Annotated in this window: 13 protein-coding genes; 6 read left to right on the top strand and 7 right to left on the bottom strand. The window is 50.0% G+C overall.

Going from position 1 to position 16643, the window contains the following annotated elements:
* Positions 1–155: 155 nt before the first annotated feature.
* Both AC3RCI_RS05420 and AC3RCI_RS05425 read right to left on the bottom strand, forming a co-directional pair.
* Complete coding sequence (locus AC3RCI_RS05420) at positions 156–1211, bottom strand: Gfo/Idh/MocA family protein (RefSeq protein WP_492527885.1); 1056 nt, start codon at positions 1209–1211, stop codon at positions 156–158.
* Between the two features lie 12 nt (positions 1212–1223).
* Positions 1224–2111 carry a TIM barrel protein gene (locus AC3RCI_RS05425; protein ID WP_154892723.1) on the bottom strand — a complete coding sequence of 296 codons (888 nt, stop codon included), beginning with the start codon at positions 2109–2111 and terminating at the stop codon, positions 1224–1226.
* A 129-nt stretch (positions 2112–2240) separates the two neighbouring features.
* Here AC3RCI_RS05425 and AC3RCI_RS05430 point away from each other — a divergent pair, with 129 nt between their 5' ends.
* The 3 genes from AC3RCI_RS05430 (at position 2241) to AC3RCI_RS05440 (ending at position 5431) form a co-directional block, all read left to right on the top strand.
* The gene (locus tag AC3RCI_RS05430; RefSeq protein ID WP_154892722.1) at positions 2241–3137 is read left to right on the top strand and encodes an AraC family transcriptional regulator; all 897 of its coding nucleotides are present in this window, start codon (positions 2241–2243) and stop codon (positions 3135–3137) included.
* Positions 3138–3210: 73 nt separating this feature from the next.
* Positions 3211–4503, top strand: a complete 1293-nt coding sequence (locus AC3RCI_RS05435; RefSeq protein ID WP_492527887.1) for a phytoene desaturase family protein — start codon at positions 3211–3213, stop codon at positions 4501–4503.
* 16 nt (positions 4504–4519) lie between these two features.
* Complete coding sequence (locus AC3RCI_RS05440) at positions 4520–5431, top strand: RNA polymerase sigma-70 factor (RefSeq protein WP_492527889.1); 912 nt, start codon at positions 4520–4522, stop codon at positions 5429–5431.
* Positions 5432–5561: 130 nt separating this feature from the next.
* Here the strand turns inward: AC3RCI_RS05440 and AC3RCI_RS05445 are convergent, their stop codons facing one another.
* Positions 5562–6245: a serine/threonine-protein kinase gene (locus AC3RCI_RS05445; protein ID WP_153977197.1), complete on the bottom strand. Its 684-nt coding sequence runs from the start codon at positions 6243–6245 to the stop codon at positions 5562–5564.
* 386 nt (positions 6246–6631) lie between these two features.
* Here AC3RCI_RS05445 and AC3RCI_RS05450 point away from each other — a divergent pair, with 386 nt between their 5' ends.
* The gene (locus AC3RCI_RS05450; RefSeq protein ID WP_492527891.1) at positions 6632–7549 is read left to right on the top strand and encodes a PD-(D/E)XK nuclease family protein; all 918 of its coding nucleotides are present in this window, start codon (positions 6632–6634) and stop codon (positions 7547–7549) included.
* A 164-nt stretch (positions 7550–7713) separates the two neighbouring features.
* On the opposite strand, the gene ald is transcribed toward AC3RCI_RS05450, so the two are convergent.
* Positions 7714–8847 (bottom strand): alanine dehydrogenase, encoded by a 1134-nt coding sequence (ald, locus tag AC3RCI_RS05455; RefSeq protein ID WP_336781199.1) that lies wholly within the window; start codon positions 8845–8847, stop codon positions 7714–7716.
* A 189-nt stretch (positions 8848–9036) separates the two neighbouring features.
* On the opposite strand from ald, the gene AC3RCI_RS05460 reads away from it, so the two are divergent.
* Positions 9037–10707 carry a PucR family transcriptional regulator gene (locus tag AC3RCI_RS05460; protein ID WP_492527893.1) on the top strand — a complete coding sequence of 557 codons (1671 nt, stop codon included), beginning with the start codon at positions 9037–9039 and terminating at the stop codon, positions 10705–10707.
* A gap of 24 nt (positions 10708–10731) precedes the next feature.
* Here the strand turns inward: AC3RCI_RS05460 and AC3RCI_RS05465 are convergent, their stop codons facing one another.
* Positions 10732–11013 carry a hypothetical protein gene (locus AC3RCI_RS05465; protein ID WP_492472111.1) on the bottom strand — a complete coding sequence of 94 codons (282 nt, stop codon included), beginning with the start codon at positions 11011–11013 and terminating at the stop codon, positions 10732–10734.
* A gap of 370 nt (positions 11014–11383) precedes the next feature.
* Between AC3RCI_RS05465 and AC3RCI_RS05470 the strand changes: the two genes are divergently transcribed.
* Positions 11384–13459 (top strand): nSTAND1 domain-containing NTPase, encoded by a 2076-nt coding sequence (locus tag AC3RCI_RS05470; protein WP_492527895.1) that lies wholly within the window; start codon positions 11384–11386, stop codon positions 13457–13459.
* Between the two features lie 33 nt (positions 13460–13492).
* On the opposite strand, the gene AC3RCI_RS05475 is transcribed toward AC3RCI_RS05470, so the two are convergent.
* The gene (locus AC3RCI_RS05475; RefSeq protein ID WP_492527897.1) at positions 13493–15175 is read right to left on the bottom strand and encodes a sigma-54 interaction domain-containing protein; all 1683 of its coding nucleotides are present in this window, start codon (positions 15173–15175) and stop codon (positions 13493–13495) included.
* A 490-nt stretch (positions 15176–15665) separates the two neighbouring features.
* Complete coding sequence (locus AC3RCI_RS05480) at positions 15666–16589, bottom strand: proline dehydrogenase family protein (RefSeq protein WP_492527899.1); 924 nt, start codon at positions 16587–16589, stop codon at positions 15666–15668.
* Between the last annotated feature and the right edge of the window lie 54 nt (positions 16590–16643).

Raw genomic sequence — 16643 nt, forward strand, 5'->3', positions numbered from 1 at the left:
AGCTCCGATTGCATTACCATTTTCCGATTGCTGCTATCCATGGATTTTCTTATCTCCTTTTTCATTCTGTAAAGATGCAGCAAAATACTAACCAAGCCAGCCTAACTCGCTCAGATTTACGGGTCAGGCTGGCTTGGCTGTTTATGAAGCGCTCTCTACGTAACTTTCATCAGATCAGCGATGAGCACTTTCTGTCCCGTGCGGGCACTCTCGAGGGAAGCGAGCACCATCGCCATGCTAAACTGGTTGTCGCTGCAATCCGTTTCGGGCAATCTCCCGGATTCCAGCGCAGCGAACATGTCTTCGAGGCAGCCGTGATGTCCGCTTTTCTCCATGACAGGCAGCTGTCCTTCGATTCGCTCTGAAGGCTGGAAGAAGGAAGGCTTGCCGCTCGAATCCAGGTGCTCTGCTGCAACGACATCTGCATAAATGTCATCATGACCATCCCAGATGGCCGTACCTTTTTCCCCGGTTACACGCCATGATGCTTCCCACGAGGTTGGGGCGCCTTCTGCGCACCAGGACCCGCGGTAATTGAATACGGAGCCGTCGGACATTTCGAAGATACATAGCGCCATCGCATTGCCTGTGTACCAGGAGCCTGGAGGGTTGAATTCGTGACAATAGACCGATACCGGATTGGCTCCAAGAATAAGTCTGGCCTGATCAAACGTATGAATCGCCATGTCCAGCAGCAGCGGACTGTCCATCATATCCCGGAATCCGCCAAAGTGGGGTCCGAGAAAGAAGTCTGCCCCAGCATAACCGACCTTACCAATGGTGCCTCCTTCAATGAGCTCCCGAAAGGCACGGATTCGAGGGTCGAAGCGGCGATTCTGCATCACGGCCTGGATGCGGCCTGTTTTGCGAGCAGTCTGGACGATATCCCCGCACTCCGCGAAGGTTTCTGCCAGCGGCTTTTCGCCGAATACATGGCAGCCCTGCTGCAAAGCTGTCATGGCAATGCCATAATGACTTGCGGGAATCGTGACATCGAATACGATGTTGGCTTCTGTAGCTTGGATGGCCTCAGCGATATCCGTATATGTAGGACAGGAGAGACCATGGCGTGCAGCCAGGGCCATAGCATTTTGTTCTTGCAGATCGACAAGCCCTACGATCTCCGTGTCCGGTCTTTGCATGGCGTAATCGACCCAGGTGTTGGCCATGGCACCGCAGCCGGCGACAAGCACTCGATGTTGCTGACTCACTTGATCATCTCCTTATTCCGGATTGGGCACAAAATCTCCGCCGCGGCATTGTTTCAGATAGCGCAGAGCATGTACCTGCCCTGTCATTTCCAGTTCATCTTTGTATACCGGATCATGCCAGCCTTCGATGTCGATCGTTCCCTGGTAACCGTTTTGCCGCAGAATGGTGATAATGTCGGACCAATTGGTATCTCCGAAGCCGGGCGTACGATGCCAGACATATTCATGCGGACCATGAACCCCATATTCCTTGACGATATCCCAGGCAATGGTTGCGTCTTTGCCATGCACGTGGAACACTTTATGCGCCCATTTGCGAAGCTGAGGAATCGGATCGATGAGGCTGGACATCTGATGGCAAGGCTCCCATTCCAGGCCGATGTTTTCTTCCGGAACAGCATTGAACATCATTTCCCAAGCTGTCGGATTATGTGCAATATTCCAGTCGCCCGTTTGCCAGGTTCCACCCATATCACAGTTTTCAAAAGCAATCCGTACTCCCCGGTCCGCCGCCCGGCGTGCCAGTTCCCCAAAGACCTCCTTGAACCGCGGGATGGACTCGTCAATGGGCTGATTCGTTAGTCGTCCCGTGAACCCCGAGACAATGTCTGCGCCGAACAGCTGGGCATGATCAATAACCCGTTCCCAGCTTGCCAGTGTGTCTGCGTTGTCTCCGGCCCCGGTGAGCGGGTTGCCGAAAACACTGAGTGCAGAAATTTTAATATCATGTTCGTCGACCAGCTCGCGTACGCGCTTGGCTGTTTCGGCAAGATCCAGTTCACCCGTGGTTTGCCAGAAGGTCAGATTGAATGACTCGAAACCGTGTTTCATGATCTGAGGGATCACGCGGACAGCATCCGCTCCACCCACGAGGGTCCCGATGCGTAATTGATTTTTCATGGTTGTATTTCACTCCAATATTGGCTTATAGTACTTCGTGACACACTCATTATAGCCGCGCATCTGCTGCATGGCTCTATACAATCTTGTGCAATATTAGTCCGATTTTGTGAGGAGGGGGAAGAGGTCGTGCTGGATCTGAAAGCGCTTCACGAAAATACCCGAATTGACCATAAATCACATCCATTTCAGCTGTTTCAGAATCGCTGCTCCGATATGAAAGCGGAGGAGTGTATCATGTATTTGCACTGGCATGAACACTTTGAACTGATTGCCATGCGCAAGGGTCACGCCGTATTTCATATCGACAGCAGACCATACACGGCCGGGCCTGGCGAGGTGCTTGTTATTCCGGGAGGGACGCTTCATGTGGGTTATGCCCTGGAAGAGGGGGATGTGGAGTATGATTCGGTTGTTGTCAATGCGGCGTTATTCCATGATTTCACACATGATCCGCTGCATCTGCAGTACGTGGCTCCTTATCTGGAGGGACGGATTCGCTTTCCGGTGAAGCCGGCGGAGCAGGACAAAATCTGCCTGGACTACTACTCCCTAATCTATGATGCGATTGAGGAGATGGTTAAGCAGCCACCTGCCTACCAGCTTGTGGCTAAGTCCAAGCTGCACGCCCTGTTTACCATGCTGGCTCGTACCTTTATGCCCCAGCAGCTGCCGGGAAAAACAACAGGTTCTTATTTCCCGAACCGTGAACGGTTCAAACAACTGATCGAGCAAATTGAAGCCAATGCGGCGGAGAAGATATCCGTGACCGAAGCGGCAAGTCAGGTGGGGCTGAATACATATCACTTTTGCAAAATGTTCAAGAAATTGACGGGCCGCACCTTCGTCGAATACGTGAACGGATGCCGGATGACCGAAGCCGAACACCTGCTGCGAAGCAGCAATCTGACCATTACCGAGATTGCTGCCAGAGTGGGGTGTGACAATGCCAATTATTTTACAAAACTGTATAAACAGTATAAGGGAATGACCCCTTCCGAAGGACGGTTGAACCGGAAAGGATGAAGGGAATGATTTTGGTCACAAAATAACGGCTCTAATCGTCATATGTGTATCCAATAGAAGGGATTGATATGACGTGAGACACAATGCTAATGATTTCATGTGGGACACTGTTATTATTGGAGCAGGTATCGCTGGATTAACTGCTTCTATATATCTGGCCCGGGCCGGACAAAAAGTGCTATTGCTGGAAAAAGGGGAAAATCCGGGAGGCCGTGCTGCTTCTACTGATCTGGCAGATGCCCAAGTTAACTTGGGTGCTCATGCGCTGAATAGAAGCGCACTCCCCATTTTGCGAGACATAGGTGTAATTCCTGATGGAATGGCACCCAAACCGCCGGGTAGCTTGGTTTTTGACGGAGAAAATAGTCTGGGTATGAACGTTTCATTGTTGCGTTTGTTGTTCGGTTCGCGCCTGAATAGTAGAGAAAAATATCAGCTGCTTGGCTTCTATTGGTCTCTGAATAGAGCGGATGTATCTTCTCTGAACAATGTCAGTTTGCAGGAGTATTTGGATAAAATAGTGCCTAGCCTGTGTGCGCAGCGTATTGTGCTTGCGCTTGTTCGGTTAAGCACGTATTGCGATGCCCCTGATCTGATAAGTGCTGGAGCTGTAATTAATCAGCTTAAACAGAGTCGGGTGTTGTATGTAAACGGAGGATGGCAGTCTCTTGTCAATCAATTGACTACGCGGGCTCAGCAAGCTGGCGTATCCGTCCGTAGCGGTGTCCCCGTACTAGAAGTCCATGGCACTAAGCCTCGGATTGAGATTAAACTTAAGGATGAATCCCGTCTAATTTCTCGCAATATTATCTCCACTACTGGGCCAAGGAGTACATTGGCTTTTTTGAATCCTACACTTACTACCACCGAAGAAGCAATTTACAGGCAGCTAGTTCCAGTTTACGCAGCGTGTCTGGATCTGGTTGTGACAGGGATGCCGAATCCCAAAACGACCTTTGTTCTGGGTGCCGACGCCCCTTGGTATTATTCTAATCATTCTGCTACGGCTTCATTATCCATTCACTCCGAACGTAACGTTGTACACGTCATGAAATATTTACCAGCAACAGGGCATTCCGATCCCAAAAGGGATGAATACGAGCTGACTAGATTTCTGGATTGCATTCAATCAGGCTGGCGAGAGCATGTTGTCCGGAAGCGGCTTCTGCCACGAATGCTGGTTACCCATGCCATTCCGGCCGCTGTAACGGGCGGTCTCCCGGGGAGGCCAGGCCCGAGGGTCAAGGGTCGCCCGGGAATTTATGTTGCTGGTGATTGGGTTGGGAGTGAGGGGATGCTGGTTCATGCTTCGCTGGCCAGTGCACGTGAAGCTGCTCGGATGATATTGGCAGATACAGACATCTAAACAGAGGAGGCACAGGATGGAACTTGATGAAGTATACAGTAGATACAGAGCTCTTCTGTTTTCTATCGCTTATCGTATGCTGGGATCGGTCACCCATGCCGAGGATTTGGTGCAGGACACTTTTGTGACCTTGCAGCAGAAGGCCATACATCAGGATGAAGGACACATTCGCGATCTGAAGGCTTACTTATGCAAAATCGTTACGAACCGCTGTCTTGATTATATGAAGTCAGCCGAGGCACAGAGAGAAGTGTACATCGGTCCCTGGTTGCCGGAGCCCTTGTTGCAAGAATATACGATCATCCCAGCATCAACCCGAGCAGAGGGAATGGATCCATTTCAGACGATTGAGCTGGAAGATACGATCTCTTACGCCTTTCTTGTTATGCTTGAACGGTTGACCCCTGTCGAGCGAGCGGTATTTATTTTGCGAGAGGCATTCGTATTTGAATACGATGTTATCGCAGACTTTCTTGGTAAAACCGAGACGGGATGTCGTAAAATTTTCAGTCGTCTCAAACAAAAAATGGAGAACGAATTCGAAATTGAATGGGTTCCCAATGCGAAAACCGAGCAGTTGACACGGCGTTTTCTTCAGGCTGCGTCGACTGGCGATATGGCTGAGCTTTTCCAGCTTCTCTCAGATGATGTTGCGCTGTATAGTGATGGTGGTGGCAAAATCACGGCAGCTGTGAAGCCGATTGTATCCAGTCAACGCGTCATTGCATTCATTGGAGGTCTTGTAGCCAAGGGAGACAGCCTGGGATCGGTACGGGTGGTTAGAATCAACGGACAACATGGTCTTCTGATACAGGTCCCCCATGAGGCTTCCCCAACGGTAGTCAGCCTAGCTATAAGAAATAACCTCGTTCAAGAAATTTATATGATCCGGAATCCGGATAAGCTGCGGCATATAAGACTCAGATGATAATTTCCTTTACAATGTTGTATATTACAAATAAAACCCGGTTCTCACCCTTCGTGAGGATGACCGGGTTTTATTATGGATACCGAAGAATATGTTCCGTGAAAGTACATTGTTGTGAGAGTAACCTTTTTTATTTCATAAACCTGGCGAATAGACGATTTGCTTTCTTGGATAGGTCGTCCATCTTGAGATTGGCCTGATCCAGCTGATTGTAGCCCCATTTGATCGTTTGCAGCATACGCGGGGAAATGGGCGTGCCTTTGATTCTTGGATAAATGTTGTGATACGCCCAGACGAGATGTTCCCATCGGTTGTCATTGCCTTCCTTAATGTACTCCGAGACATCCAGAACCTTCGCGCGTCCGTTCTGAAGAAGTACATTTTTGAGGTGAATATCTCGTGGGTTGAGGCCCCGGCTGCGTACAGCTGACCGCGCTTCGTCCACATCTGTCATCACCTGTTCGGGAACTGGAATTCCTTTTTCCAGACACTCCAGTAGTGTATCTCCCGGTTCATAACTGATGACCAGAATATTTCGACCACAGCCGTAATAGGTGGGGAAGTAGGGTAATCCACGCAGCTGTTCATAGACCCGCTTTTCGTTCTCCAGTTTCTCCAGGGCGTGATCCGAATACACTTTGAAGGCATATTGGGGCAAGCCATCGTACGTAAAAACAGCCGCATCCGTACCTGTTCCGATGCAATGGATTCCTTCTGCATGGCCGATGATATTCACCAGCTCATTCCGGTCGCTGCCAATGACCTGGATCTGTTGCAAAGCCATTTCCGCCTGGAACCAATCCGGTCGATTCATGGGTGGTGCCTCCTTTTAGGATATGCCTGTACATGATTTTCCATATAAGATGAATCGATTAGGTTACACAAGTCTACTCCGCGTTCAGAACAATCTTCCAATCGCTGTTATCCCCAGATTTATTCTGCCCTCTTCGTAATCGTGTGAATTTTTGATGCATCTTATATAACTGCAACATCCTGTCCTCTATTTAGTATATTATGCGTTTTGCTTCGCCATTTCATCTTTTGGTGATGATACTATATAAACGTTACGCTCCGAATCGGAAACGGTTGCGTTCAGTACAAAATACACAGGACAGCTTGCAGCATTTTCATCCCATCCTATATACTGTGAGCATCAAGGGATCTCATACAGATCCGGTATACAGAAAGGCAGAACAGCTTATGGCACAATACCCGCAGTGGTCGTATTCGCAGTCGCGGGCAAGCATGTTCGATGAGTGCCTGCGCAAATATTATTATCATTATTACGGAGCCCATAACGGCTGGAAGGCAGAATCGGCTGATGAGATGCAGGTCCGCCTGTACCGATTGAAACAGCTCAGCAATCTATACCTCGTTTTTGGTGACCTCGCACACCGGATGTGTGAGTCAGCAGTCCGCAGCAGGGAGGAAGGCAAAGACAAGCCGCGTGAATCTTTTCTGGAACAAACGATGCGCAAGCTGCTTAATCAGGCCTATGTGGAATCAATGGATCAGGATCAGTGGCGTCTGGACCCGAAGAATCGGGTGATGCTATCCGAGATCTACTACGGAGATGACACGCTGAATGATCGAATTGCAACGATTAAGGAGCGAGCTTCGGCGTGTGTAAACCATATGTATCAGACACTTACCTGGGAGGACCTGTCCCGGGCGAGTACGGATATTTTGGAGATTGAGAAATGGGACACCATGATTCTGCATGATACGCGAGTATACGTGAAGATGGACTTGTTGTATCGCCGCAGCAACGGCAACATTGTGATTGTGGACTGGAAGACAGGCAAGGAGGATGATTTCACGGACCAGCTCATGCTGTACGCAGCGTATGTCAGGGACCATTACCGAGTGCCGCTGGAGCAGATTGAGCTGCGAGTGGAATACCTGTTGACCGGGACACATCGCGAGTTTACGCCGACCGAAGAGGAACTGCAGAAGGTCGAAGACAATGTGGGAAGATACATTGAGGAGATGCGTTCCTGCGTGGCAGATGAGTATCATAATCGTCCGAAGGACATGTCGTACTTTACTCCGATGCCTTCACGTCGTGCGTGCAGGGATTGCAATTTTCGCGAGGTGTGCAGCGAGCGGGCCGTTTGAACGTTGGAATATCTCAGAAGCCGGAACTTATAACCCTAGTAGAACTTATTTCATGCAAAATAAACCGAGAAGCGCCAGTCCGGACTACCTATGCCCGGGCTGGCGCTTCTGTTCGTTCCACAGGCGAGAAAGGCAAGGCGCCCGGTGGAACGATCATCTACAGATTACTGGACAGCGGCGGGGTGCTCCAGCGCCTGTCCTGCAGGGACATAGGCATGCCCGAGATCCCGGGCCACCGCCTCATACGTGATATGTCCATTCAGCACGTTGACCGCGCTGCGAATGGATGCACTGCCGCGAATCGCGGAGGCTGCACCATGGTTGGCCAGCTGCAGCGCATAAGGCATGGTGGCGTTAGTCAGCGCCACCGTGGATGTGCGCGGCACCGCGCCAGGCATGTTCGCTACCGCGTAATGCACGACACCATGCTTCACGTAAGTCGGTTCATCGTGGGTCGTAATATGATCAATGGTCTCTACGATTCCACCCTGATCAATAGCGACATCCACAATGACCGAACCGGGTGCCATGGTCTTGACCATCTGTTCGCTGACGAGTTTCGGCGCCTTGGCGCCGGGAATCAGCACCGCGCAGATCAGCAGATCCGCTTCAGCGACCGCAGCCGCGATGTTGGATGCACTGGATACCAGCGTATGGATCTGGTTGCCGAATATGTCATCCAGCTGGCGCAGGCGATTCAGATTCAGGTCGAGGATGGTCACGTCCGCTCCGAGACCAATCGCAATCTTGGCCGCATTGGTACCGACCGTACCACCGCCGATGATGGCAACCTTGCCGCGGCTGACACCAGGCACGCCGGATAACAGAATGCCTTTGCCACCTTCGGTTTTCTCCAGCAGCTGTGCCCCGATCTGAGCCGACATTCGTCCTGCCACTTCACTCATTGGGGTTAGCAAAGGAAGGGTGCCGTTAACCTCCAGAGTCTCATATGCAATGGCAGTTACCCTGCTCTGAACAAGAGCCTTCGCCAGTTCCGGTTCTGCCGCCAGGTGCAGATAGGTGAAGAGAATCAGTCCGGGACGAAAATAGGCGTACTCACTGGCAAGCGGTTCTTTAACCTTGATAATCATGTCAGCTTCCGACCAAACGGATTGGGCCTGAGCCTGAATGACTGCCCCGGCGGCCTCATACTCGCTGTCTGTGAATCCGCTGCCTAATCCTGCGCCCTGCTCAATCATGACTTGATGCCCTGCTCTGACAAAATCAGCCGTTCCTGCAGGGGTTATGGCTACACGGTTTTCATTGTTTTTGATTTCTTTTGGGATACCGATTCTCATGCCCATGCACCTCGTCCATTTAATGGTTGTCAACTTATACTACAAGTTTATGACCTGAGTAACTGTTTTGCACCTTACTTAATGTCTATGTTTCAAGGAAATCAATCAACATTATGTCGAAAAGGGCTGTTCAGGACATTTGTCCATGAATTATAATGTAAGAAAAAATAACATTACGAGGGATCGATATTGAGAAATGATCGTGTGTTTACGATAAAGGATCTGTTGGCACGCCCTGTCTTTGCCAGAGCGCGTCTGGTTGCAGGAAGCGGGGGAACATCCCGTCAGGTTGGATGGGTTCATGTATTGGAGATTACCAATGTCTCTCCGTATGTCAGCCCCCATGATCTTATATTATCCACAGGGCTGTGGCTTCAATCGGAAGAGGGGCGTGAAGAATATTTGCTCCAGCTGATTCATAGTGACGCGGCAGGATTGTGTGTGGAGTTTGGCACCAGCATTCATGGCATTCCCGAACAATTAATTGAACTGGCGGATCAACATCAGTTTCCGCTGATTGTATTCGAACAGCCAGTAAGGTTCGTGGAGATTACGCAGGATATTCATGCTCTGCTCATTAATCATCAGCATCAGCTGCTGAAGAGTCTGGAGGCATACTCCCGTCAGCTTCAGCAGCGGACACTGCAGAGCACCGACATGTCTGCCGTACTCCATCTGCTTCATGAATACGCGGTCAAACCGGTTGTCTATATTTCGTCCATGGAGCCAGGCAGCTTTGTCCCAGGTCTTCCCCCGGAGATGGAGCAGGCCATCTATACCTGGTATGAACAGGAAGTAGAGCATTTGGATCTGAACGATTCGGATACCGAACTATGGTTTCGCATCGATGAGCAGCACATGCTGCTGTGTCATCCGGTGGTCTGCTTTGGTCAGGTGTTCTCAGCTGTAGGCATGGTGGTGCATCCCTCTGCACCAGTGGAATATCTCAAATTGCTGCTTGATTACACGGCGAAGGCGGCAGCCGCACTGACGCTTCGTTCCCAGTTTCTCGAAGAGAAGATGGTACGCAATCAGAATGAATTAATTCAGGATTTGATGAATGGGCATATCCATCAGGAAGAACAGGCACAGACCCGGATGGGACTCCGATTGCTGGTGAAGGGACAGTACTGGTTTGCAGGAGGAGTGATTGAGATTGAGCATCAGCTGAGGGGGACCGGACGTGAACGGATGGAGGCGAATCATCAGGATATTCTTGTTTTGCTAAGATCCTTGTTGAAGAAGAACAATCTGCAGAGCTTGATCATGCTGAAAAATAACCAGGTCTACCTGTGCTGTGCCAAGGAAGAGAGTGCTGCATCCACCTCCCATAAGCTGGTTAGGTCCCTCGAAAGCATTATTGGGGATGTAAAACGCTTTGCGAGCCGTAACCTGAAGCAGGTTGCGATATATGCCGGGTTTGGCAAAATTCGCAACCGCTTGACCGACATGCCGGACAGTCTTCAAGAAGCATATCAGGTTATCGAAGTTTCACGTTCATTGAGTCGGATGGAACATATCTACTTTTACGAACGTATGGGTATATATCAAATGTTGAAGGCGCTGCCCCAATCCTTCCTTCAGCCCTTCGTGCAAGACCATCTTGGTGTGTTGATTGAATACGACCGTGCACATCATCTTCAGCTTGTGGAGACGCTTGAAGCCTACTTGCGGAATTTTGGTTCCAAGCGTGACGCTGCTGCCCAATTATTTATACATCGACAGACGTTGTACAACAGATTGGAGAAGCTCGAAGAGCTTATGGGACCTGATTATATGGACCAGGGGAGAAGAATATGCCTGGAGATGGCCCTGCTTGCTTACGCGATGATGGAGGATAAACAGACGTATCAATCTTGATAGTGGGAAGCCTCGGAGTGTGGTTTAGCAGTTTTTGTCGATTCGGCGGGATGGACGTAGCTGCGGCAGTATCGAACGACCGGACATGGAACGCCTGCCGCGAAAGAGTTTGGGTTGACCTGTTGAGGGAGCGAGTGATAATGAGGTGGGGGGTGCCAATCGGTACGGAGATGACGTTTGATCATTGCGGCCCTGAGCCTCAGCCTCATGGGTTAGAAATCCGTGTTCCTTCAACCAATCAGCCAGCTTTTCATGTTGGATTCCGAGTTGTCCGCTCAGATTACAGATGTCGAGTTTTTTTCTCACACAAATCAGCCTTTCCTGGAATCATTATGGTTTTGGAAGGGAAGCAAGAAGTTTGAGATGGGTAGGTGCTTATGTACTTCAGCATCAGGTACAGACAAATGTGACTAGATGGTTTGCTTGATTGGCGGAACAGTTAAATAAGTTTGTGCAAAGGTAAGAGATTATAGAAAATGAAGCGTATGTATCCCGTGTTAAACGTTTGCATGATGCTGTTCGGAGCCATCAATAATGTGGCTTTTTTTAAAATTTTATCATTTCATAGGTTAGTGTGCGTCTCAATATAGTCTCAATTTTGCAAGGGAATGGCGTATATGGAGCATTTGGATAATGCTTAGCGTAAAAGTACCAGTATCTAGTACGGAGGGCTCAAATGGGAAACAGTAGTGAGGTGCAGAGCGATAGACACTATGACCGTGGCAAACGTTTTGTAGGACGAGTCAAGGAATTAATGATTCTGGATCGCTGGTTTAACCATCCGGAAGCACCTTTGACCATTTTTTCGGTAACGGGAATGGGAGGGATCGGGAAATCCTCCCTGCTCTCGGAGATGTTGTCGGTATCACGTAATCGGGGGGCTACGTCCATATGGATGGATGGCAGATCCTGTGGTTCAACCCCCTCGGTCTTTCTGGAGTATCTCTCCTCGACATTGGGACTGGAAACGCTGGGGAGTGAGGGCCATCTCCGCCCACTTAGCCGATTGAGTGAGACGTCGGTTCACAAGAGACTGGTCATTGCGGTGGATAACTATGAAGAACTTGCCTTGCTGGAAAGTTGGTTTATGGAGGTTTTCGTCAATAAACTCTCCTCCAGTGGAGTGCTGATCATACTGGCCTCACGATCCGAACCGGCTACGGCATGGCGCACGCATCCACGTTTGAGACAGCACTTGGTGCAGATGCCGCTTCAGCATTTCACAAATGAAGAAGTATCGGAGTACATTGCTGGTGCAGGACTCATAAATATTAGTATCGCAGGTACGATTGCACGAATGACGGACGGGCATCCGTTTGGACTTGCCCTAGCGGTGGAAGCTGCCGATCATCGGCGAAACGTACCTCTTGCGGAATGGGCCGAGCTATCCTATATGATCAGTGCACGCTTATTGCTCGAATTGACGCTTCCAAGTCTGCATCCCATGATTGAGGTGCTCACGCTGCTCGAAACCGCCAATCAGGAATTGTTATCCTCGGTTCTGCAAACGGAAGTGACGCTTGGCGAATATCTGGCGCTGAAGCGAATGTCATTCATCCGCTCCGTTCCGGATGGCCTGGCGCTGCATGATCTGGCCAGAGTACATCTGCTTCGGGACTTTCGTCAGCGTGAACCGCAGCGGCTGCAAGCGATGCGGGTACGGATCGCGAGCTTGTTGCTGCCCCTGCATGCACAGGCCGGACCACATGAGCAGCGGCAGATTGCCCGGAGAATGCTCCTGCTCTGTCAGGAATCCATGCTTCAGCATCGGAAATATGCGGATGTATCCACCGAGGTCCTCTTTTCACCGCTGGAGGTCATGCGCGAAGGGGACCTGCCCTTGCTGCACAGCTTAATGGAGGAATGGTGCGAATATAGTGTGGAGCCGTGGCAGGCTGAGCCATATCGCCCATTCCTGGATGAGCTGGCACAGCGTTACCCCGAGGGAATTGTGCTGATGCGTGATCATAACGGGGAGCCTATTGCTATGTTTATTACGGTGCTTGTCCACCGGGAGAGCAGTGAAATGCTGTTAAGATATTTTCCGGCGGAAATGGAGGAATGCTTTAGCCCGCAGGAACTTGCGTGTGATCCGGATCAGACGGATACTCATTATGCCGTACTGGTTGCTGCCCGTGATAACGTACCCGGATACAGACGTGAAGAGCTCGTGGGCTACATGTCGCTGGACAGGCTATCCCTTCTGGGTGATGGAGCAAGAGTTATGCTGGTGGCGACCAATCCGAATCTGAAGCTGTTTTTACAGAGCATCGGTTTTCGAATGAGAAGAACGCGTACACGTATCTGTGACCGATATCAGGATCAGGCTGATGTCATGGACCTGGATTTGCGCAATGGATTATTTGGAGAATGGGTTATGTCCTTGCTGGATCCCGAGAAACAAGGGAGCAGGTTGCCATATGAAGCAACGAGTGAGGGGGCGGATGGGGTCCCGTGGTCTGAGTCGGATTTGCGAAAAATGCTGGCGCATTTGCACTCCCCGGGTGAACTGCAAACGTATGCTGCGCGTGTGAGTGGTGTGAGAGACGGGATACAGCTGCAGATGCACGTGCTGGATCTTCTGGAGGGGCGCGCACACGGAATTTCCCAGCAGGATCAGATGCTCCTCTATGCAGCTTACTGGACTCATGCGGGTAACCCAACGGCCGCAGCTCAGGCCTGCTCCATGAGCCGGGCCACGTTTTACCGCCATTTGCGAACCGCACTGATTCGTCTTGCACGAGTGTTATAAACGATATGGATCATGAAATACAGAAGAGGCTGGTCATAGACCAAGCCTCTTCATTCGGTTATAGAGCGTGGCTCTGGAGATGCCTAGCTGCCTAGCGAGTGTACGCTTATTGCCACCTGCCGAGATCAGACACTGACGCAGGAGATTCGCTTCATATGAATCCAGCCTTTCCTGATAAGACAGGGGGCAGACTTCGAAGGACTCGCTCTCGTTTCCTTTGGCAATAGTATCCGGAGATTCGCTGGTTGATGAGAGCGTAGGTTGTACCGGTATGACATGCAGCAATGCAGTCTCATCCGCCGTGGAGGAGCGGGGCTGTACCAATGAGGTAAGGGATTCCGGCAAATATTCCGCCTTGACCTCACCATCCGTTGTAAGAATGGTAATGCGTTCTATCACATTGCGAAGCTCCCGCACATTACCTGGCCATTCGTAGCTGAACAGCAGCTTGAATACTTCGGGAGGAACGAGTTCAATGTGACGGTTATAGAGCAGGGAGAACTCCTGAAGGAACGTCTGGGTCAGTTCATATATATCTTCCTTGCGCATGCGCAGAGGAGGGATGATGAGATTGATGACATTCAGGCGATAGTATAGATCTTCCCGAAACTGGTTTTTGGCAATCATGCCCAGCAGATTCTGGTTGGTTGCCGCGATAATTCGGCAATTCGCCTGTTTCATACGTGTTCCGCCAACAGGGAAGTAGCTCTTTTCCTGAAGGACCCGCAGCAGCTTCACCTGCAATTCCAGCGGCATTTCGCCGATCTCATCCAGAAAGAGCGTACCGCCTTCGGCCAGTTCAATTTTCCCCTTTTTTCCTTTGGGATCAGCACCGGAAAAAGCCCCTTTTTCATAACCAAACAATTCACTTTCGAACAATGAAGCGGGAATCGCACCGCAGTTGATGGCGATAAAAGGCGCGGATGGCGACTCGCGCAGGTCATGAATGGCTTTGGCAAACAACTCCTTGCCTGTTCCGCTTTCACCCAGTATGAGCACGGTGGCTGAAGTAGTACTAATCTTGCGTATCGTCTCGAGACACTGTCTAATAACCGGACTACTCCCTTTGATTCCCGCGAACGGGTCGGAATCCGGACGCAGCCGCGCCACGGCCTTCTCCAGGTGCTGGACTTTCGATGTCATATGTAATAGTTCCTGATGCAGGCGGATTTCAGTTGTTATGTCCACTTCGGCAGCTACTGCACCCACGATACGTTCATCAAGAACCACTGGACGTGCATTGATGAGAGCGAACAGATCCGGACGGGGCTGGTGCTGTTTACGGTAGACCGTATCGCCGGTGTATAACGTTTTGAGCGATTGAAGCCGATCAGGCGGGAAGAAGTCTGCTGCCGGCTGTCCGATAATGTCTTCTTTGTTAATGGAGAAAACACGCTCTGCATCCGTAGTCCAGTAAGCCACCTTCGCTTCTTCATTAATTAGGGTAAGGGCTGTACCTGCCGTTTCAATGGTGGTTTCAAAATAAGCCTCCATGAGGCGATAGGCTTGCAGCATGTGCTGCAAAACATCAGTTACTTCAATATATCCAACAGGGGAGCCTTCATCCTGGATCAACAGGTGGGGGCTTTTGCTAAAATAGGGAATGGCTTCGGGCAGTGCAGTAGACGAAGAAATAACAGGCAAGTGCGTACTATCCTTTAACGTACTCAGGTCTGTCCGCAGCAGGGACATTACATCTGGGAGTAAATGCTTCATCCGTTTCACCTCGGGTTCGAGCATGATAATCAGAAACGACACTTGTGTGCCATTACCTGCAATGCGAATCGATGCGCAGCTATAAAGTGATCTTAACGATAAAGAATGGTTAGCCCTATTATAGCGGCACAAATAAGTTGTGTATATATTTTTTGACATGTGGTGTAGGTGTTATAAGGAGGATTAAATAATATATAAAGTAATTAGATTAGTATACGCTTACATACGGATATGTTGCTTCTCTACGCAACTGTTCCTAAATAGTCTGAGCATCTGAAGTCATAGGGAGGTAAAGTTATATGACACCAAGCTGGTGGTCACTATTTGTTGAACATTCATTAGTGTCTTAAATATTGGACATTTCAATTTGGGGTTTCTTATTTTTTAGACATTGTGGTGTAGAAGGGGGACATAAGAGAGAGAGGGATAAAAAAACCATGCGACCTGAGAAAACAGGGATCACATGGTTCCATATGAGTAGGGAAGTCGGTTATCTAAACATGTTTTTGACGACCATCCAGAGATTGGCCGGCTTCTCGGCAAGGCGGCGAGTGTAATACGGATACCACATCGTTCCATAGGGTACATAACAGCGAATGCGATAACCTTCCCGTGCAAGTCGTTCCTGTTCGCTCATGCGCAGCCCGTACAGCATCTGGAATTCAAACGCATCTGGGGATATGCCACGGTCCTTGGCATACTGTTTAGTCCACGAGATAATGTGGTCATCATGCGAAGCAACCGCTGTGTAAACACCCTGATCGAGATGCTGGCGGATCATGGATTTGAATTGATCAATGACTTCGGAAGCATTCTGATATGCTACGGCTGCGGGCTCTTTGTAAGCGCCTTTGACGAGGCGAAGTCGAATGCCTTCACGAATCATGTCCCGTGTATCCTGTTCGGTACGATGAAGATAGGCTTGCAGTACAGTTCCCGTGTTATCAAGTCCTTCTGCATGCAAGCGGCGGACAATATCCAGCGTAGCCTGGGTGAATGGGCTGTCCTCCATATCAATTCGGACAAACAGATCATGCAGCTTCGCCTGTGCCGCTACGGATCGGATATTCCGGTAACCCTCCTCCGGATCGAGCGCAAGGCCCATCTGGGTTGGCTTCAGGGATACGTTAGAATCTGCTCCTTGGCGAGCTATGCCTTCCACGAGTCTTATATATTCATCACGATAGAGGGCAGCTTCGTTCAACCTTGTGATGCCTTCCCCGAGATGATCCAGTGTGACCATAATGCCTTTGTTGTTAAGGACCCGAATCTCCTCCAGTGCCTCCTCCAGAGTGCTGCCAGCGATAAACTTGCCTGCCAGCTTTTTACCGTATTTGATGGACAGATTCTCCACAGCTTTATTGCCTGCAACAGTCAGCAGTGTTTTACGATACATTTCCGTTCCAATACTCACGCCAGTTTCCTCCTTAGGGATCAATGCTTCTTATAGCCGTTTAATAAAGCAAAA

The organism is Paenibacillus sp. MT124, from assembly GCF_058792755.1.

Coding starts and splice junctions, on each gene's coding strand:
- ald (WP_336781199.1), bottom strand. CDS start 8,847: ATGAGAATCGGTATCCCAAAAGAAATCAAAAACAATGAAAACCGTGTA.
- AC3RCI_RS05470 (WP_492527895.1), top strand. CDS start 11,384: ATGGGAAACAGTAGTGAGGTGCAGAGCGATAGACACTATGACCGTGGC.
- AC3RCI_RS05450 (WP_492527891.1), top strand. CDS start 6,632: ATGGCACAATACCCGCAGTGGTCGTATTCGCAGTCGCGGGCAAGCATG.
- AC3RCI_RS05440 (WP_492527889.1), top strand. CDS start 4,520: ATGGAACTTGATGAAGTATACAGTAGATACAGAGCTCTTCTGTTTTCT.
- AC3RCI_RS05445 (WP_153977197.1), bottom strand. CDS start 6,245: ATGAATCGACCGGATTGGTTCCAGGCGGAAATGGCTTTGCAACAGATC.
- AC3RCI_RS05475 (WP_492527897.1), bottom strand. CDS start 15,175: ATGAAGCATTTACTCCCAGATGTAATGTCCCTGCTGCGGACAGACCTG.
- AC3RCI_RS05425 (WP_154892723.1), bottom strand. CDS start 2,111: ATGAAAAATCAATTACGCATCGGGACCCTCGTGGGTGGAGCGGATGCT.